Raw genomic sequence first — 18,701 nt, forward strand, 5'->3', positions numbered from 1 at the left:
GCTCATGCACAGGCCGCCAGCCGTTCACCACCCTTCGCTGCTAAACGCCATTCTGCGCTCAGACGTTCGCGTTCCCGCGCAAGCGAACAAGAATACCTTCCAACGCGTCGAGATCGCCAAAGTCCACCAGTACCTGGCCGCGACCGCGTCGACCGAGCTTGATTTTCACCGTCGCCGACAACAGGTCCGACAGTTCCTCTTCTAGCCGTCGCGTGTCGCGGCCGCCATCCGGGTTCGCGCGCGCCTTGACCGCCGGCGTCACTTTCGTGGTCATCGCGACCAGCTTTTCGGTCTCGCGCACAGACAGGCGCTTGTTGACGACCTGATTGGCCAGCGTGATCTGCGTCGCGGCATCGACCGCTAGCAGCGCGCGAGCGTGACCCATGTCGAGATCGCCGGCGAGCAACATCGTCTGTACCGGTGTCGCGAGATTCAGCAGCCGCAGGAGGTTCGACACCGCGCTGCGCGAACGGCCCACCGACTCTGCCGCCTGCTCATGCGTGAAATTGAATTCGTCCAGCAGGCGCTGGATGCCCTGAGCCTCTTCGAGCGGATTCAGATCCTCGCGCTGGATGTTCTCAATCAGCGCCATCGCCGCGGCGGCCTGATCGGGCACGTCCTTCACGAGCACCGGCACCTCATCGAGGCCCGCGAGTCGCGCTGCGCGAAAACGCCGCTCGCCCGCGATGATCTCGTAGCGATCCGCCGCGATCGGACGCACGAGAATCGGCTGCATCAGCCCTTGCGCGCGGATGCTTGCCGCGAGTTCCTGCAGCGCACCTTCGTCCATGCGCGTACGCGGCTGGTATTTGCCAGCCTGCATCTTGCCGAGCGGCAGTACGTTCGGCGCACCGTCGATCACCGCTGCTTCGGTGATATCCGCGGTGCCGCCGAGTAATGCCTCCAGACCGCGGCCCAGTCCCTTCTTTCTTGCTACTGCGTTCATCGTGCTTCCTCGATCCGCTTAGGATGCCTGGGGCGCGTCATTCAGCGCGCGCACCCGCTCAATCATTTCGACGCCGAACTGCACGTACGCCTGCGCGCCTCGCGACGCCCTGTCGAACACCACACCGGGCAGCCCGTAGCTGGGTGCCTCGGCCAATCGCACATTGCGTGGAATCACCGCGTCGAACACCTTGTCGCCGAAGTGCTCTTTCAATTGATCCGAGACTTGCTGTTGCAACGTGATGCGCGGATCGAACATCACGCGCAGCAGACCGATCACCTTGAGGTCGCGATTCAGGTTCGCGTGCACCTGCTTGATCGTATTGACGAGGTCGGACAGTCCTTCGAGCGCGAAGTATTCGCACTGCATCGGAATGACGACGCCGTGCGCGGCGCATAGTCCGTTGAGCGTCAGCAGCGACAGAGCCGGCGGGCAATCGATCAGCACGAAATCGTACTCGCCCTCGATCGCAGCGAGCGCCGTCCTTAGTTGACGCTCGCGATTCTGCATGCCGACGAGCTCGACCTCGGCGCCCGCGAGCTCACGGTTCGCGGGCAGCACGTCGTATCCGATCGCCTCGGGCCGCACGCGCGCATCGGCCACCGACACGCTGTCCACGAGCACCTCGTAGACCGTGTTCGTACATTCGGCTTTGTCGATACCGCTGCCCATCGTGGCGTTGCCTTGCGGGTCCAGATCGATGAGAAGGACTCGCTGTCCCTGCGCTGCCAGGCTCGCGGCCAGATTGACTGCGGTGGTCGTCTTGCCGACACCGCCCTTCTGGTTCGCAACGCAGAAGATTTTTGCCATCGTTGGTGTGTCCCTTTTGCTGCTTGGATGAAGTGAAAATCGCTGGGGTGCCTGGAGGCCGCGTGGCCGTTAGCTTTCGCTGTCCACTCGCACCTCAATCAGGTGCCGTTCGGCGTCGAGCGACGGCACGTTCAGCCGGATGATCTGTTCCACGTGGGCAGCCGCCGGTAGACGCGCGATTTCGGCATCCGGCCGCACACCCTTCATCGCCCAGATCGCGCCCTGCTCCGCAACCAGATGACGGGCCAGTGTAACGAAATCCGCGAGTTCTGCGAATGCGCGCGAGACGATTACGTCGAACTTTGCCGGTACTTCGGCGCCAGGCTGCAGCGTCTCCACCCGGCCGGTCACGACCGATAGGTTCGCGAGGCCCAATTCGGCCTTTGCCTGCGATTGAAATGCCGTCTTCTTATGGACGATGTCGTTCGTCGTGACGGTCCAATCGGGCAGCACAATCGCGAGCACGATGCCCGGCATGCCACCGCCCGAGCCCACGTCGAGCACTGACGACGGTCCGCGCGGCGCCAGGTGCGGCACGATCGACAGCGAATCGAGGATGTGCTGAATCAGCATCTGCCGCGGATCACGGATTGCCGTCAGGTTGTAGACGCTGTTCCACTTCGCGAGCAGCGCGACGTAATCGAGCAGCTTGCGCTGCTGCACGTCGCGGAGTTCGAGGCCAAGTTCACAGACACCGTCCGCAAGCAATGACGCCAACGCCTGCTGGTCGATTCCCCTTTGTGCTGCCGTCATTGCACCACCGGCGTGCTGTCGGCGCCGGGCTCGGCAGGTTTCGACGGGCGACGCCCGAGGCCACGCTTCAGATGGACCATCAGCAGCGAGATCGCGGCAGGCGTGATGCCCGAAATACGCGACGCCTGGCCGATCGTTTCCGGCCGGAACTGCATCAGCTTCTGGCGGGCTTCGAACGACAGTCCACGCACCTCGGTGTAGTCCAGCCCTTCGGGCAGACGGGTATTCTCTTGCGCCTCGTTGCGTTCGATCTCACCGGCCTGTCGGTCGATATAGCCTTGATATTTGACGCCGATTTCGATCTGCTCCTTAATCTGCGCGAGCAGCACGGGGTCTTCCGCTAGTGCTTCAGGCGCGCCACACGTACCATCGCGCAGCGCGCAGACGCCGTCGTAGCTGACACCCGGACGACGCAGCAGGTCCGCGAGACTGTACTCGTGGTCGATCGGCTTGCCGAGCAATGCGGTGGCTTGTTCCGCGGATAAAGTCTTAGGATTGACCCACGTTGAACACAAGCGCTGTGTTTCACGTGAAACAGCGTCACGCTTGCGACTGAAGGCGTCCCAGCGGGCGTCATCGACTACACCGAGCTCGCGCCCGATCTCCGTCAACCGCATGTCGGCATTGTCCTCGCGCAAGCTCAGACGGTACTCCGCACGGCTCGTGAACATCCGGTACGGCTCGGACACCCCGCGTGTGACCAGATCGTCGACGAGGACGCCGAGATAAGCCTGGTCGCGCCGCGGGCACCATGCTTCCTTGCCTTGCACGAACAGGCCGGCGTTGATGCCGGCCAGAACGCCCTGCGCTGCCGCCTCTTCATAGCCAGTCGTACCGTTGATCTGGCCCGCGAAGAACAGCCCACTGATCACCTTGGTTTCCAGCGATGCCTTCAGCCCACGCGGATCGAAATAGTCGTACTCGATCGCATAGCCGGGCCGCAGGATATGGGCATGCTCCAGACCGCGCATCGATCGCACCAGCTCGAGCTGCACGTCGAACGGCAGGCTGGTCGAGATCCCGTTCGGATAGAACTCGTTAGTGGTCAGACCTTCCGGCTCAAGATAGATCTGATGCGATTCCTTCGACGCAAACCGGTGAATCTTGTCCTCGATCGACGGGCAATAGCGTGGCCCCACCCCCTCGATCACGCCCGTGTACATCGGTGAACGGTCGAGACCGCCGCGGATGATGTCGTGTGTCCGTTGATTCGTATGCGTGACCCAGCACGGCACTTGGCGCGGGTGCTGCTCGACGCGCCCGAGGAACGAGAACACCGGCACCGGGTCCAGATCGCCCGGCTGCTCTTCGAGTTGCGAATAGTCGATCGTGCGACCGTCGATCCGCGGCGGCGTACCCGTCTTCAGGCGGCCCTGCGGCAGCTTCAGCTCTTTCAGCCGAGCCGACAGCGAGACCGCGGCGGGGTCACCGGCGCGGCCGCCGGTGTAGTTGTTCAAGCCTACGTGAATCTTGCCGTCGAGGAACGTGCCAGCCGTCAGTACCACCGCGCGGGACCGGAAACGAATACCCACTTGCGTGACGGCGCCGACCACGCGGTCGCCCTCGACCATTAGATCGTCGACGGCCTGCTGAAACAGCCACAGATTCGGCTGGTTCTCCAGACGATGGCGGATCGCCGCTTTGTAGAGCACGCGGTCGGCCTGAGCGCGCGTCGCGCGGACCGCCGGTCCTTTCGACGAATTGAGGATGCGGAACTGGATGCCGCTTTCGTCGGTGGCAGCCGCCATGGCGCCGCCGAGCGCATCGACTTCCTTGACCAGATGGCCTTTGCCGATGCCGCCAATCGACGGATTGCAGCTCATCTGACCAAGAGTTTCGATGTTATGGGTCAAAAGCAGCGTTCTATTGCCCATGCGCGCCGACGCCAAAGCGGCTTCGGTGCCGGCATGACCGCCGCCGACGACGATTACGTCAAATTCTGTGGGAAAAAGCATCGCGGGATCTCACGCCAGATCGTCGCGTGAGCCTTCAAAGGAAAATGTATGGGCGAATTATAACGGGTTAAGTTTCGGCCCGAATTTCGTCCGAATGGTGAAACAATAAAAAAAGCGGTGTGTTTCACGTGAAACACACCGCTTCCACAGACAGCTATCGCCGAAAAAGTGCGCGCTTATGCGACTTTTTTAGCCAAGCCGAGATAGGTTTCGATCACCCGAGGATTTTGCGCGAGGTCGCTCGCCGGCCCTTCCAGCGCCAGCTCACCGGTTTCCAGCACGTAGCCATAGTCAGAGATTTGCAATGCGGCGCGTGCATTCTGTTCAATCAACAGCGTCGCGACGCCCGTCTGCCGTAATGCGCTGATGATGTGGAATATTTCCTTCACGATCAGCGGCGCGAGACCGAGGCTCGGCTCGTCCAGCATCAGCAGATCGGGCTTGCCCATCAGCGCACGGCCGACCGCAAGCATCTGCCGTTCGCCGCCCGAAAGCGTGCCCGCCGCCTGCTTGCGCCGCTCCTTTAGTCGTGGGAAGAGTTCGAACACCGGTTCCAGTTGATCTAGAAAGTTGCGCTCTCCTGCCCGCTTGCGTCGGTAGGCACCAAGCAGCAGATTGTCCTCGACGGTCATCGACGCGAATAACTCGCGTTTTTCCGGCACCAGACACATACCCAGTGCGACCCGCCTTTCCACCGGCATCGCACTGACGTCCTCGCCCTGGTAAGAAACCGCGCCTTTCGCATGACCAGACGGCGGCAACGCGCCCATGATCGCATTCAGCAGCGTCGACTTCCCCGCGCCGTTCGGACCGATCACGGAGACGATCTGCCCCGCCCGCACCTTGATCGCTGCATTGTGCAGCGCCTCGACCTTGCCGTAACGGACCGACAGATGGTCCACTTCGAGAATCGGTCCCGCGGCCGCCACGCCGGTCGTTGTCATGTTGTCCATCATTCCACCCCACCCAGATACGCTTCGAGCACCGCCGGATCCTGCTGCACTTCCTGCGGCAGACCTTCAGCGATTCGCGTGCCGAACTCCATCACCACGAGCCGGTCCGTCAGATTCATCACAAAATCCATGTCGTGCTCGACGAGCAGCACGCTCATCCCTTCCGCCTTTAGCTTGCGCAGCAGATCGGCGAGCTGCAGCTTTTCCTGATAGCGCAGGCCAGCTGCCGATTCGTCGAGCAAAAGCAGAGTCGGATCGCAGCATAACGCGCGCGCAATTTCGAGAATGCGCTGTTGACCGAGCGCCAGGCTGCCCGCTTCGTCATACATATGCCGTTCGAGGCCGACGCGGCGAATCTGCCGAGCGGCTTCGGCCATCAGCCGCGCCTCTTCCGAGCTGTTCAGCCGCACGACGCTGCGCCACACACCTGCATGGCCTCGCAGATGCGCACCGATCGCGACGTTCTCGAGCACGGTCATGCCCGGCAACAGCTTTACGTGCTGGAAGGTCCGGCCGATGCCACGCTTGACGATTTCACGTGAACTCAGCGCATCGATGCGCTCGCCGCGGAACGTGATCTCGCCGCTCGTCGCCTGCAGCACGCCGGTCACCAGATTGAACGTGGTCGACTTACCCGCGCCATTCGGTCCGATTAGCCCGATGATCTGCCCCGCTTTGACTTCGAAGCTGACATCGTTCACGGCGACGAGGCCGCCAAACTGCTTGCGCGCCTTGTTCAGCGTCAGCAGGTCTTCCCCGGCCTGCGGCTTGTTGCGCTGCGGCAGAGGGACCGCGTGGTCTGCGAGATGCGCCCGCGGGCCACGCGGAAAAAAGCGTGCGACGAACGGCCACACGCCCTGCCGCGCATACTGCAGCAGCAGCACCATGATGATGCCGAACACGATCACTTCGAAGTTGCCGTTCTCGCCGAGCAGTTTCGGCAGCAGCGTCTGTAGATAATCCTGCAGCACCGTGAGGATTGCCGCGCCAAGCACCGCGCCCCAGACGTGCGAGACACCGCCCACCACCGCCATGAACAGAAACTCGATGCCGTGATTCAGCCCGAACGGCGTCGGATTCACCGCGCGCTGCAAGTGCGCGTACAGAAAGCCCGATACCGACGCAAGCACCGCCGCATAGACGAAGATCACGACGCGCATCCACCCGGTATTGACACCCATTGCCTCGGCCATCAGACCACCGCCGCGCAGCGCGCGAATTGCGCGACCCGGACGGCTATTAAGCAGATTCTGAACAGAAACGACCGAACCGAGCACGACCACCCAGATCAAGTAATAGATATGGCGGCCGGACTCGAGGTTGATCCCAAAAACATTCAGCACCGGGATGCCGTTGATGCCGTCGTACTTGCCGAGCATCTCCAGGTTGCCGAACAGGTAGAACAGCGCGAGCCCCCACGCAATCGTGCCGAGCGGCAGGAAGTGGCCGGAAAGGCGCATCGTCACGAGACCGAGCATCAGCGCGACCAGCGCAGTCACGATCACGCCTGCGATCAGTGCAAGCCACGGCGACACACCGAAGTTCGTCGTCAGATACGCGGTTGCATAAGCGCCGATGCCCACGAACGCGGCCTGCCCGAAGCTCGTCATGCCGCCGATACCGGTCAGCAGCACGAGGCCGATCGCAACGATCGAATAGAGACCGATGTAGTTCAGCAGCGTGACCCAGTACTCCGGCACATGAATCGGTTGCGGCAGAACCGGCAAAGCGAACAGCACCACGAGGAACAACCAGAAGAACTTCTTTTGCATGATCCGTTTCATCGTGTCACTCCTCTTCCTCTTCGGCATGCGGGCTCGCAAGACTGCGCCACAGCAGCACCGGGATGATTAGCGTGAACACGATCACTTCCTTATAAGCACTGGCCCAAAACGACGAATACGACTCCAGCAGACCGACGAGAATCGAGCCTGCCGCCGCGAGCGGATAGCTGACCAGACCGCCGATGATCGCGCCCACGAAGCCCTTCAAACCGATCAGGAAGCCCGAGTCGTAGTAGATCGTCGTGAGCGGCGCGACGAGGATGCCGCACAGTGCGCCGAGTCCAGCCGCCAGCGTGAACGCGAGGCGTCCCGCCTGCGTCGTTCCGATACCGACGAGCCGTGCGCCGAGCCGGTTCACCGACGTCGCGCGCAACGCCTTGCCCGAGATCGAGCGATCGAAATACAGATACAGCGCACCGATCAGCACGACCGCGGTGCCGATCACCCACAGGCTCTGCCCGGAGATCGACAACGTGCCCACGTTGAACGTCGCATCGGAAAACGCGTTGGTGCGCGAGCCTTCGGCGCCGAACATCACGAGGCCCAGACCGACCATCGCGAAATGCACGGCCACCGCGACGATCAACAGCAGCAGCGTGGCCGCCTCCGCGATCGGCTCATAGGCAAGGCGATAAACGAACGGACCCATCGGGATCACGATCAGCAGCGTCAGCGCGATCTGCACGATCATCGGCAGCGGCTGCAGGAAGATGCCGCGCGTGAGCGCGTAGACCGCGATCGGAAACAGCAGGTACTTCCCTGCCAGCACAGGCAGCGTGCGCGCCGCATGACGACGCCGCTCAGCATGCCGCAATACGGCCACCGTCTCGACGACGAAGCATGCTGCGCCCATCGCCATCAACAGCCAGCAGGTGGCAGGAAACTTCTGCGTTTGCAGTGCGGCGAGCGTCAACGCGCCGTACGAAACGAACTCTCCTTGCGGGATGAAGATCACCCGCGTGACGGAGAACACCAGCACCAGCGCAAGCGCGAGCAGCGCGTAGATCGCGCCGGTCGTGATGCCGTCTTGCGCGAGGATCGCCGCAATTGATAGATCCATACTTCCTCGTCCTGAAGCGTCGAAATCGAAAAACCGGGAAACAGTCGTGACGGCGCGGCGCGTAGCCGGCCATCCATCTGCAATGTCTGAAAAGACAACCGCCGCGCCGGGTCACGGCGCGGCGGTCGATGCCATTGTCGTCGAACACAATGGCAATGCGGCGTCATGCACCGCAGATTGCGCGAGAGGCGCGTACCGCTAGTTGTTTTTGTAAATCGTCTCAGTCGTTCTGCAGCTTCCACTTGCCGTCGACGATCTGCACGATCACGCGCGCGCGCTGGTCGAGGCCGTTGTGGTCGTTCGCGGTGGTGTTCATGATGCCGTGCGACACCGGCAGCTCCTTGATGTTTTCGAGCGCGTTGCGCAGCGCCACGCGGAACTCGGGCGTACCCGGCTGTGCGGTCTTCAGCGCGACCGGAATCGCGGCCTGCAACATCTGGCCGGCATCCCATGCGTGACCGCCGAAGGTCGCGACCGAACCCACGCCATAAGCCTTCTCATAGGCGTTCTTATAGGCTTCCGACGACTTCTTCACCGGGTTCGAATCCGGCAATTGATCGACGACGAGAATCGGACCAGCCGGCAGCAGTTCGCCTTCGCAATCCTTGCCGCATACACGCAGGAAGTCGTTGTTCGCGACACCGTGCGTCTGATAGATCTTGCCCTTGTAGCCACGCTCCTTCAGCGTCTTGGCCGGCAGCGCCGACGGCGTACCCGAGCCCGCGATCAGCACCGCGTCGGGATTCGCGCCCATCGTCTTCAGCACCTGGCCCGTCACCGAAGCGTCGGTGCGGTTAAAGCGCTCGTTCGACACGATCTTCAGGTTGTGCGCTTTCGCGACGGCCTCGAACGTCGAGTTCCAGCTGTCGCCATAGGCGTCCGAGAAACCGATGAAGCCGACCGTCTTCACGCCGTGGTGCTGCATGTAATCGGCGATTGCGTCGGCCATCAGGCTGTCGTTCTGAGGCGGCTTGAACGCCCATGCGCGCTTCGCATCCATCGGCTGAATGATCGCTGCCGACGCCGCGAGCGAGATCACCGGCGTCTTGCCCTCAGCGGCCGGATCGAGCATCGCGAGCGAATTCGGCGTGACGGTCGAGCCGATGATCGCGTCGACGTGGTCTTCGTCGATCAGCTTGCGCGTGTTCTGCACCGCCTTGCTGGTGTCCGACCCGTCGTCGAGGATGATGTATTGCACGCTCTTGCCGCCGATCTCCTTCGGCAACAACGCGATCGTGTTCTTCTCAGGAATTCCGAGCGACGCGGCCGGCCCCGTCGTCGACAACGTGACGCCGATCTTCACCTGCGCGAATGCCGCCCCCGCGCCGCACATCAGCGCCATCGCGATGCCGGTGCGTACCCAATGCCTTGTCTTTTTCATTGCGAGTCTCCAAACGCCTTCAAAAGCGCCTATCTATAAGCCGGCTTGCTGGGCCGGGTGTCTGAATCTAGTGAGCGAGTTCAGGTGTGCCAAGCATGGTTTTCCCTGCTCGGCGCGCATACCTTCCCCGCTTTGTCGGGTACCGCTCCTCTCGCGTCGCGCGAGTGCGCATTCGCGTCATACGCCGCGTTTCTTTGCCGCGGCTCCATTCCAACGAGACTTTCATAAACCACTAATATGTTAGTAGCTTGCGTTCTGCATTATCGACGGTCAAGAGAGCGTGCGCTAAATGCGGGTTTGTCCTGAAGCACCGAAACCACACTTTTAAGCGCTGCAGACACCTCGCCCGGGTAATAAAAAAGACGCGTCAACTGCACGCGTCTTTTTCGATGAGGTCCCGTGGCGCAGAGCCTTCGCTCAGTCGCCGGCCAGCTTCCACTTGCCGTCGACGATCTGCACCATCACCCGCGCCCGCTGGTCGAGTCCGGCGTGGTCGTTCGCGCTCATGTTGAAGATGCCGTGTGACGCGGGTACATCTTTCGTGCCTTCGACTGCGGCACGCAGCGCGTCGCGGAATGCCGGCGTGCCCGGTTGTCCCTTCTTCAACGCGAGCGGGATCGCACGCTGCAGCAGCAGACCCGCGTCCCACGCATGACCACCGAACGTCGACACCGAACCCGCGCCGTACGCAGTTTCATACGCATGCTTGTACGCGAGCGCGCTTTTCTTCACCGGATTCGCCTCGGGCAATTGCTCGGCGACCAGCAGCGGGCCGGCGGGCAGCCACGTGCCTTCGCAATCCTTGCCGCACACGCGCAGGAAGTCGTTGTTCGCGACGCCGTGCGTCTGATAGTACTTGCCCTTGTAGCCGCGCTCCTTGAGCGTTTTCTGCGGCAATGCGGCCGGCGTGCCCGCGCCGGCGATCAGCACGGCGTCCGGATTCTGCGACATCATCTTCAGCACCTGGCCCGTGACCGACGCGTCGTTGCGCGCGAAGCGCTCGTTCGCGACGATCCTGATCTTCGCGAGGTCAGCGGCTTTGCTGAATTCCTTGAACCAGCTCTCGCCGTACGCGTCGGAAAAGCCGATGAACGCGACCGTTTTCACGCCGTGATTGGCCATGTGCTGCGCAATCGCCGTGGCCATCAGAATGTCGTTTTGCGGCGTCTTGAAGACCCATGCGCGTTTCGCGTCCATCGGTTCGACGATGCCCGCGGCCGCGGCCAGCGAGATCATCGGCGTGGAGGTTTCGGCGGCAATGTCGATCATGGCGAGCGAATTTGGCACGACGGTCGAGCCGATCAATGCATCGACGTGGTCTTCGCTCGTGAGCTTGCGGGCGTTCTTGACCGCCTGGGTGGAATCGGTTGCGTCGTCGAGGACGATGTAGTCGATCTTCTGGCCCGCTACTTCTTTCGGCAGCAGCGCAATGGTGTTTTTTTCCGGAATACCGAGCGATGCGGCCGGCCCTGTTGCCGACACGGTGACGCCGATTTTCACGTCCGCGAATGCATGGCCGCTCCATGCAGCCGAAACCCCGGTGGCGACCAATGCCGCGCTGATCCAACGCAATGCCGACTTCATCCTGCTCCTCTATTAAATCCGTTATTCAATTGCAATTAAATCCACGGATTTAATTGCCAACCCAGTGGTCGGTGAATAGCGAGTTTAGCGGACGCAAGTGTCGTGCTGCAAGCGTTTCGAAGGCTTGTGATGTTTAGCTGCAGCGGCTGCCGAGGAATAAAAAATGGCGCGCGAAATAAGCGGGAGATCGCATCAAGTAATTCGAAAAACACAAATGAAAAAGCGCTGTTGGATATCAATCCAACAGCGCTTTCTTCTGGGCACTTAGTGCCTCAATTGTCTCCTCGTTCTCCACCTGCAAATTCGTGGTGCATCAGAACTGGATGAAGATTAAACGACGACCCCAGCAGTCACAACTAGCAATTACCCTAGTGGTGCACTGCGGCACCGGATTGGGGCGTATTATGCCCATTTCATCACAAGGTTCGCCACAGGTTCGCCCATACCCCTGATCCAGCGGACCTTCAGCACAAGCCGCAATTAAATCGGAGGTCGAAGCAATCACGTTTCGCACTGCATCAAGCACGCGCCTTGCCGAGCGGGATCAGGCAGCCAATCTCAAGCCCGCAACGGTCGCACCCGCGCAACGATCTCACCGACGATGCCGCGCCGGAACGCCAGCACACACGCGATGAAAATCAGCCCCGTGACAATCGTCACCGATTCGCCGAGCGAGCGAAACCACTCGATGCCGGTCATCGACGCGAGCGTCGAGCCGATATCGCCGAGCCGGTCTTCGAGCGATACGATCAGTGCGGCGCCGAGCAGCGGCCCGAACAGCGTGCCCATGCCGCCCACCAGCGTCATCAGGATCACGAGGCCGGACATCGTCCAATAGGCATCGCTCAGCGTTTCGAAGCCTTGCACGAGCACCTTCAGCGAACCCGCGAGACCCGCGATGCCGGCCGACAGAATGAAGGCAAGCAGCTTGAAACGGTCGGTGTCGTAGCCGAGCGACACCGCACGCGGCTCGTTTTCCTTGATCGCGACGAGCACCTGCCCGAACGGCGAATGCACGATCCGCACGATCAGCAGGAACGCCAGGACGATCACCGCGAGCACGACGAAATACAGCGCGACATCGGACGAAAGACTCAACAGGCCGAACAGCTTTCCGCGCGGCACGCCTTGCAGACCGTCTTCGCCGTGCGTGAACGGCGCTTGCAGGAACACGAAGTAGACCATCTGCGCGAGCGCGAGCGTCACCATCGCGAAGTAGATGCCTTGACGGCGAATCGCGAAGAAGCCAACGACGAGGCCAAGCAGCGTGGCCGCCGCGGTGCCGCTCAGCACGCCCACCTCAGGCGAAAAGCCGAGCGTCTGCATCGCATAGCCGGTCACATAACCGGCCGACGCGAGAAACATCGCATGGCCGAAGGACAGCAAGCCCGTGTAGCCGATCAGCAGATTGAAGGCGGCCGCGAACAGCGCGAAGCACAGCACCTTCATCACGAAGAGCGGATAGATGCCGAGCACCGGCACCGCGAGCAGCACGATCAGCAGCAGACCGTAGAGCACTTTTCTCTGCATCATTTTTCCCTGCCGAAAAGACCCGCCGGACGCACGAGCAACACGAGCGCCATGATCACGAAGACGACGGTCGCCGACGCCTCGGGGTAGTACACACGCGTCAGTCCTTCGACTACGCCGAGCATCAGGCCGGTCAGAATCGAGCCCATGATCGAACCCATGCCGCCGATCACGACCACCGCGAACACCGTGATGATCATCGGCTGGCCCATCAGCGGCGAGACCTGAATCACCGGCGCGGCGAGCACGCCGGCAAACGCCGCGAGCGCGACGCCGAAGCCGTAGGTCAGCGTGATCATCAGCGGCACGTTGACGCCGAATGCCTCGACGAGCTTCGGGTTTTCGGTGCCCGCTCGCAGATACGCGCCAAGCCGTGTCTTCTCGATTACGAACCATGTCACGAAGCACACGATCAACGACGCGACGACCACCCACGCGCGATAGTTCGGCAGATACATGAAGCCGAGATTGGTCGCACCCGACAGCGCCGACGGCACGTCGTACGGCTGGCCCGACGAGCCGTAGATCGAATGGAACACGCCTTCGATCACGAGCGTGATGCCGAACGTCAGCAACAGGCCATACAGATGATCGAGCTTGTAAAGCCAGCGCAGCATCGAGCGCTCGATCGCGACGCCGACGAGTCCGACGATCAGCGGCGCGAGCACGAGCATCACCCAGTACGGCAGATTGAAATACGACAGCCCCATCCACGCGAGCATCGCGCCGAGCATGAACAGAGCGCCATGCGCGAAGTTGATCACGTTGAGCAGGCCGAAAATCACAGCCAGCCCGAGGCTCAGAATCGCGTAGAACGAGCCGTTCACGAGCCCGAGCAGAAGCTGGCTCAGCATCGCCGGCAGCGGAACGCCAAAGATGTCCATTGAAGCCCTTAGCCCTTCAAGCCATCGTCAAGGTGAGATCGGTACCGCACGATCCGGCCGGCACGCGACGTGCGGCGACGCTGCCCATCGCGTGCGGCTCTGAAACGGTTCCCCGCCAGCGCGTACCGCTGCAGCGCCGGCGGTTCTCTCAGGTCTGCGCGGTCCTGGACCGCATCCTGCCCTCCCGGGCTTACTTCCACAGCGCGCAGCGAGTCTGCGCCTTGGTCGTGAAGGCCTGATCGCCCGGAATCGTCGCCATGATCTTGTAGTAGTCCCACGGCTCCTTCGATTCGGCCGGCGTCTTCACCTGCATCAGGTACATGTCGTGGATCATGCTGCCGTCCTGACGGATGTAGCCCTTCGCGTAGAAGTCGTCGATCTTCGTCTTGCGCAGTTGCGCCATCACCTTGTCCGGATCGGTCGAGCCCACCGCCTGGACCGCCTTCAGATAGTTCATCGCCGCCGAGTAGTCGGCAGCCTGCAGGCTCGACGGCATCTTCTTCATCTTGTCGAAGTAGCGCTGCGACCACTTGCGCGTGTCGGCGTCCTTGTTCCAGTACCAGCTGTCGGTCAACACGAGACCCTGCGTCGTGTCGAGACCGAGGCTGTGCACGTCGTTGATGAACATCAGCAGCGCAGCGAGCTTCATCGTCTTCGTGATGCCGAATTCCTTGGCGGCCTTGATCGAGTTGATCGTGTCGCCGCCCGCATTCGCGAGGCCGAGGATCTGCGCCTTCGACGCCTGCGCCTGCAACAGGAACGACGAGAAGTCCGACGCCGACAGCGGATGACGCACTGAGCCGAGCACCTGACCGCTATTCGCCTTCACGACGTCCGAGGTCGCTTTTTCGAGCGCCTTCCCGAACGCGTAGTCGGCGGTCAGGAAGTACCACGTCTTGCCACCCTGCTTCGTAACCGCCGAGCCGGTGCCGTTTGCGAGCGCCGTGGTGTCGTATGCGTAGTGGATCGTGTACGGCGTGCATTGCTCGTTGGTCAGCGTATCGGCGCCCGCGCCGACGTTGATGTAGACCTTGTGCTTCTCGCCCGCGACGGTGTTCGTTGACAGAGCGGTCGCCGAGTTGGTGCCGCCGATCACCAAGTCGACGCCATCGCGGTCGAACCATTCGCGAGCGCGCGACGCCGCGATGTCCGCCTTGTTCTGGTGATCCGCGTACAGCACCGTGATCGGCTTGCCGTTGACCTTGCCGCCGAAGTCGGCGACCGCCATCCGGATCGCTTCAAGACCGCCCTGCCCGTCGATATCCGCGTACAGTCCCGACAGATCCGTGATAAAGCCGATTTTCACGGCATCGTCGGCCGCTTGCGCGCTGCCCAGCGTCAGTGCGGCGCCGGCGGCGACCGCGAAGCAGAGTGAGGCAATTCGCGCGCGTGGGTTCTTTTTCATGCATGTCTCCTGGTTCTTCGCTTGTGGTTATCAGAGGCAGTCGGGCGCGTGCGTGTCCGTGTCTATACGCCCAGCAAATCGTGCAGCACCGGCATCTTGCCTTCGAGCTCGCTAGCCCCGAAATGCTCGACGATCATGCCGTGCTCCATCACATAGAAACGATCCGCGAGCGGCGCCGCGAAGCGGAAGTTCTGCTCGACCATCACGATCGTGTAGCCGCGCGCCTTCAACGTGATGATCATCCGTGCAAGCGCCTGCACGATCACGGGCGCGAGCCCCTCCGAGATTTCGTCGAGCAGCAGCAGATTCGCGCCGGTGCGCAGAATCCGCGCGACAGCGAGCATCTGCTGTTCGCCGCCCGAGAGCCGCGTGCCCTGGCTCGTGCGCCGCTCGTGCAGATTCGGGAACATCGCATAGATTTCCTCGAGCGACATCATGTGCGCCTTGTCGCCGACGGGCGGCGGCAGCAGCAGATTTTCCTCGCACGACAGACTCGAAAAAATACCGCGCTCTTCGGGGCAATAGCCGATGCCGCAATGCGCGATGCGATGCGTGGGCAGGCCAATCGTTTCGCGTCCATCGATCCGGATCGAGCCGGTACGGCGGCCCGTGAGACCCATGATCGCGCGCAGCGTCGTGGTGCGGCCCGCACCATTGCGTCCGAGCAGCGTCACGACCTCGCCGCGGCCTACCGACAGATCGACGCCGTGCAGAATGTGGGATTCCCCGTACCAGGCTTGCAGTCCCGCGATTTCCAGCGCGGGCGCGCCGCTTTTCGTTTCGTTCGCTTCGAGGCCTTCGCGCTCGACCGTCGTATTCATGCGTGGGCTCCGGCGAGCGCCGCGTCGGCGCTGCCCATGTAGGCTTGCATCACGAGCGGATTCTTCGACACTTCCGCGTAGCTGCCCTCGGCGAGCACTTCACCCCGTTGCAGCACGGTGATCGTGTCGGAGATACCGGCGATCACATTCATGTTGTGTTCGACCATCAGGATCGTGCGGCCCGCCGATACTTTCTTGATCAACGCAGTCACGCGGTCGACGTCCTCATGACCCATGCCTTGCGTCGGCTCGTCGAGCAGCATCAGTTCGGGCTCCATCGCGAGCGTGGTCGCGATTTCGAGCGCGCGCTTGCGGCCGTAGGCGAGCTCCACCGTCAACACATCGGCGAAATCGGTCAGGCCGACCTGAGTCAGCAGATCCATCGCGCGATCGTTCAGACGCCGCAACGTACGCTCGCTCTTCCAGAAGTGAAACGCGGTGCCGAGCGAGCGCTGCAACCCGATGCGCACATTCTGCAATGCCGTCAGATGCGGAAATACCGCGGAAATCTGGAACGACCGGATGATGCCGCGCCGCGCGATCTGCGCCGGACGTTCGCCGGTGATATCGACACCGTTGAAAACGATCTGGCCCGCGGTGGGTTCGAGAAATTTGGTGAGCAGATTGAAGCAGGTGGTCTTGCCCGCTCCATTGGGCCCTATCAGCGCATGGATCGAGCCACGGCGCACGCGCAGGTTCACGCCGTTTACGGCGACAAAGCCTTTGAACTCGCGGGTGAGGCCGCGCGTTTCGAGAATCGTATCGCCGAGAATCATGTTCCCTTCCATACGGAGTAAGGCGAAGCACTACGATCTTTCCGCGCGAAGTTCTGCGCGACTTGTTATTTTGGCGGCACCCCTTGCCGCTCGTTGGCGTGCTGCACCAATACGGACGGTGATCCATGGCGCGGCACGCAGCATGGCTGCCATTGTCGCCCCAATGATGCAGCGCATTCATTGGGATTTGCACTTAGTGGACGAGGCCTGCGGCGTGCGTGCGTGACATGCGGTTAGCACGCTTCACGAACGCGGCGGAAATCATGACCGATCCGCTCCGTTTCCATCGCACGTTGCATGTCACACAGATGACATCGACGCAGCCACACCCATTTGCGCTGCGATGCTGCCGCTCACGCGCGCGCGACGATCCTCGCGGATCATGTCGCTCGCGCGTTCGGCGATCATCAGCGTCGGCGAATTGGTGTTGCCCGACGTGATGTTGGGCATCACCGATGCATCGACGACACGCAAGCCTTCCACTCCGATAACCCGTAGCCGGTTGTCGACGACCGCGGCGGGATCGTCGGTCGTGCCCATGCGGCAGGTGCCGACCGGATGGAAGATCGTCGTGCCGACCGCGCCCGCGGCCTGCTGCAATTCTTCTTCACTTTGATACTGCGGGCCCGGCAGAATCTCGCGCGGCTGATAGCGCGCGAGCGCGGGCGCCGCGACGATGCGGCGCGTCAGACGTAGCGCGTTTGCTGCGACGTGGCGGTCGTACCCGGTCGACAGATAATTTGGAGCGATCAATGGTGGTGCGGACGCATCGGCCGACGCAATATGAATGCTGCCGCGCGACGTGGGGCGCAGCTGACACACCGACGCCGTGAACGCATTGAAGCGATGCAGCGGTTCGCCGAAGCGGTCGAGCGACAAAGGCTGCACGTGATACTCGAGATCGGGTCGGGTCAGCGAGCGATCGTCGGCATCGGACTTCGCGAACGCGCCGAGTTGCGACGGCGACATCGACATCGGTCCGCTCTGGAACAACGCGTACTGCATGCCGATCATCAGCTTGCCCCACCAGTGCGCGGACATCGTATTCAACGTGCGAACGCCCTGCACCTGAAACGCCATGCGCAGTTGCAGATGGTCCTGCAGATTCTCGCCGACGCCGCGCAGATCCTGAACGATCTCGATGCCGAGATTCTGCAGACGTGCACCATTGCCGACGCCGGACAATTCGAGCAGTTGCGGCGAGTTGACCGCGCCGGCGGAAAGGATCACTTCACAACGCGCTTTGGCGACATAGTCGACCTCGGCGCCACGATATTCGACTCCGGTGCAGCGGCGGCCGTCGAACACGACACGCTGCGTGTGGGCACCAGTAATAACTGTGAGGTTCTGCCGCTTCAACGCGGGCCGCAAAAACGCCTTCGACGCATTCCAGCGAATGCCACGCTTCTGGTTGACGTCGAAGTAGCCGACGCCCGTGTTGTCGCCGCGATTGAAATCGTCGGTGGCGGGAATGCCGGTTTGCTGCGCGGCTTGCGCGAACTCTTCCAGAATCTTCCATTTGAGGCGCTGCTTCTCGACCCGCCAGGGTCCGCCCGCGCCGTGCGCTTCGTTGGCGCCGCCGTGGTGATCCTCGCTGCGCCTGAAGACCGGCAGCACCGCGTTCCATGACCACGTGCTGTCGTTGGTCACACGCGCCCACTCGTCGTAGTCTTCACGCTGACCGCGCATATAGATCATGCCGTTGATCGACGAACTGCCGCCGAGCACACGCCCGCGTGGATACGACAGCGTGCGGCCGTTCAGACCCGGCTCTGCCCGAGTCTTGTACAGCCAGTCCGTGCGCGGATTGCCGATGCAATACAGATAGCCGACCGGCACATGAATCCAGTGATAGTCGTCTTTCCCGCCAGCTTCTAGCAGCAGCACGCGGATCTCGGGATCTTCGGTGAGCCGGTTCGCCAGCACGCAGCCCGCAGTGCCCGCGCCGACAATGATGTAGTCGAACTCGCCTTCGAGCCGCCGTACGGCGCGAGGCGTACTGTCGGTATGACCCATCGTTCAGTCTCCTAAGCATTTTTTGCAGCGCAGGCGTGGAAGC

Annotated in this window: 15 protein-coding genes; all 15 read right to left on the minus strand. The window is 62.0% G+C overall.

What is annotated here, in order from left to right; translation table 11 throughout:
- Positions 1-58: 58 nt before the first annotated feature.
- Entirely contained in the window at positions 59-946 is an 888-nt protein-coding gene (locus tag AB3X95_RS26010; RefSeq protein WP_129956626.1) for a ParB/RepB/Spo0J family partition protein, read from the minus strand.
- A gap of 18 nt (positions 947-964) precedes the next feature.
- On the minus strand, positions 965-1,756 hold the full coding sequence (locus AB3X95_RS26015; protein WP_176125379.1) for a ParA family protein: 792 nt from the start codon (positions 1,754-1,756) through the stop codon (positions 965-967).
- 69 nt (positions 1,757-1,825) lie between these two features.
- Positions 1,826-2,509, minus strand: a complete 684-nt coding sequence (rsmG, locus tag AB3X95_RS26020; protein WP_176125378.1) for a 16S rRNA (guanine(527)-N(7))-methyltransferase RsmG — start codon at positions 2,507-2,509, stop codon at positions 1,826-1,828.
- Positions 2,506-4,464: a tRNA uridine-5-carboxymethylaminomethyl(34) synthesis enzyme MnmG gene (gene mnmG, locus AB3X95_RS26025; protein ID WP_368622929.1), complete on the minus strand. Its 1,959-nt coding sequence runs from the start codon at positions 4,462-4,464 to the stop codon at positions 2,506-2,508. The genes rsmG and mnmG overlap by 4 nt, the downstream gene beginning before the upstream one ends.
- A 176-nt stretch (positions 4,465-4,640) precedes the next feature.
- A complete protein-coding gene (locus AB3X95_RS26030) occupies positions 4,641-5,417 on the minus strand; it encodes an ABC transporter ATP-binding protein (RefSeq protein WP_176368603.1) in 777 nt (258 codons plus the stop codon).
- Positions 5,417-7,201 (minus strand): ATP-binding cassette domain-containing protein, encoded by a 1,785-nt coding sequence (locus AB3X95_RS26035; protein ID WP_368622930.1) that lies wholly within the window; start codon positions 7,199-7,201, stop codon positions 5,417-5,419. The genes AB3X95_RS26030 and AB3X95_RS26035 overlap by 1 nt, the downstream gene beginning before the upstream one ends.
- A 4-nt stretch (positions 7,202-7,205) precedes the next feature.
- Positions 7,206-8,261 carry a branched-chain amino acid ABC transporter permease gene (locus AB3X95_RS26040; protein WP_176125374.1) on the minus strand — a complete coding sequence of 352 codons (1,056 nt, stop codon included), beginning with the start codon at positions 8,259-8,261 and terminating at the stop codon, positions 7,206-7,208.
- Positions 8,262-8,481: 220 nt separating this feature from the next.
- The gene (locus tag AB3X95_RS26045) at positions 8,482-9,642 is read right to left on the minus strand and encodes an ABC transporter substrate-binding protein (protein ID WP_176380012.1); all 1,161 of its coding nucleotides are present in this window, start codon (positions 9,640-9,642) and stop codon (positions 8,482-8,484) included.
- Positions 9,643-10,059: 417 nt separating this feature from the next.
- Complete coding sequence (locus AB3X95_RS26050; RefSeq protein WP_184226182.1) at positions 10,060-11,226, minus strand: ABC transporter substrate-binding protein; 1,167 nt, start codon at positions 11,224-11,226, stop codon at positions 10,060-10,062.
- A 558-nt stretch (positions 11,227-11,784) separates the two neighbouring features.
- Positions 11,785-12,756 (minus strand): branched-chain amino acid ABC transporter permease, encoded by a 972-nt coding sequence (locus AB3X95_RS26055; protein ID WP_368622996.1) that lies wholly within the window; start codon positions 12,754-12,756, stop codon positions 11,785-11,787.
- Positions 12,756-13,640: a branched-chain amino acid ABC transporter permease gene (locus AB3X95_RS26060; protein WP_176109917.1), complete on the minus strand. Its 885-nt coding sequence runs from the start codon at positions 13,638-13,640 to the stop codon at positions 12,756-12,758. Before AB3X95_RS26060 ends, AB3X95_RS26055 begins: the two co-directional genes overlap by 1 nt.
- Before the next feature lie 190 nt (positions 13,641-13,830).
- Positions 13,831-15,045: an ABC transporter substrate-binding protein gene (locus AB3X95_RS26065; protein WP_368622931.1), complete on the minus strand. Its 1,215-nt coding sequence runs from the start codon at positions 15,043-15,045 to the stop codon at positions 13,831-13,833.
- 62 nt (positions 15,046-15,107) lie between these two features.
- On the minus strand, positions 15,108-15,866 hold the full coding sequence (locus tag AB3X95_RS26070) for an ABC transporter ATP-binding protein (protein WP_176368609.1): 759 nt from the start codon (positions 15,864-15,866) through the stop codon (positions 15,108-15,110).
- Positions 15,863-16,642 (minus strand): ABC transporter ATP-binding protein, encoded by a 780-nt coding sequence (locus AB3X95_RS26075; protein ID WP_018418872.1) that lies wholly within the window; start codon positions 16,640-16,642, stop codon positions 15,863-15,865. Before AB3X95_RS26075 ends, AB3X95_RS26070 begins: the two co-directional genes overlap by 4 nt.
- A gap of 300 nt (positions 16,643-16,942) precedes the next feature.
- Positions 16,943-18,658, minus strand: coding sequence for a GMC family oxidoreductase (locus AB3X95_RS26080; protein ID WP_368622932.1), 1,716 nt, complete (start codon positions 18,656-18,658; stop codon positions 16,943-16,945).
- Positions 18,659-18,701 lie beyond the last annotated feature (43 nt).

The sequence above is a fragment of the Paraburkholderia sp. BR13444 genome, assembly GCF_040948755.1.
Taxonomy (GTDB): domain Bacteria; phylum Pseudomonadota; class Gammaproteobacteria; order Burkholderiales; family Burkholderiaceae; genus Paraburkholderia; species Paraburkholderia youngii.

What these genes read in the sequence shown, in the direction of transcription:
- rsmG (WP_176125378.1), bottom strand. Translation starts at nt 2,509, where the DNA reads ATGACGGCAGCACAAAGGGGAATCGACCAGCAGGCGTTGGCGTCATTG.
- AB3X95_RS26010 (WP_129956626.1), bottom strand. Translation starts at nt 946, where the DNA reads ATGAACGCAGTAGCAAGAAAGAAGGGACTGGGCCGCGGTCTGGAGGCA.
- AB3X95_RS26060 (WP_176109917.1), bottom strand. Translation starts at nt 13,640, where the DNA reads ATGGACATCTTTGGCGTTCCGCTGCCGGCGATGCTGAGCCAGCTTCTG.
- AB3X95_RS26040 (WP_176125374.1), bottom strand. Translation starts at nt 8,261, where the DNA reads ATGGATCTATCAATTGCGGCGATCCTCGCGCAAGACGGCATCACGACC.
- AB3X95_RS26080 (WP_368622932.1), bottom strand. Translation starts at nt 18,658, where the DNA reads ATGGGTCATACCGACAGTACGCCTCGCGCCGTACGGCGGCTCGAAGGC.
- mnmG (WP_368622929.1), bottom strand. Translation starts at nt 4,464, where the DNA reads ATGCTTTTTCCCACAGAATTTGACGTAATCGTCGTCGGCGGCGGTCAT.
- AB3X95_RS26035 (WP_368622930.1), bottom strand. Translation starts at nt 7,201, where the DNA reads ATGAAACGGATCATGCAAAAGAAGTTCTTCTGGTTGTTCCTCGTGGTG.
- AB3X95_RS26045 (WP_176380012.1), bottom strand. Translation starts at nt 9,642, where the DNA reads ATGAAAAAGACAAGGCATTGGGTACGCACCGGCATCGCGATGGCGCTG.
- AB3X95_RS26070 (WP_176368609.1), bottom strand. Translation starts at nt 15,866, where the DNA reads ATGAATACGACGGTCGAGCGCGAAGGCCTCGAAGCGAACGAAACGAAA.
- AB3X95_RS26030 (WP_176368603.1), bottom strand. Translation starts at nt 5,417, where the DNA reads ATGGACAACATGACAACGACCGGCGTGGCGGCCGCGGGACCGATTCTC.
- AB3X95_RS26065 (WP_368622931.1), bottom strand. Translation starts at nt 15,045, where the DNA reads ATGAAAAAGAACCCACGCGCGCGAATTGCCTCACTCTGCTTCGCGGTC.
- AB3X95_RS26015 (WP_176125379.1), bottom strand. Translation starts at nt 1,756, where the DNA reads ATGGCAAAAATCTTCTGCGTTGCGAACCAGAAGGGCGGTGTCGGCAAG.
- AB3X95_RS26055 (WP_368622996.1), bottom strand. Translation starts at nt 12,756, where the DNA reads ATGCAGAGAAAAGTGCTCTACGGTCTGCTGCTGATCGTGCTGCTCGCG.
- AB3X95_RS26050 (WP_184226182.1), bottom strand. Translation starts at nt 11,226, where the DNA reads ATGAAGTCGGCATTGCGTTGGATCAGCGCGGCATTGGTCGCCACCGGG.
- AB3X95_RS26075 (WP_018418872.1), bottom strand. Translation starts at nt 16,642, where the DNA reads ATGATTCTCGGCGATACGATTCTCGAAACGCGCGGCCTCACCCGCGAG.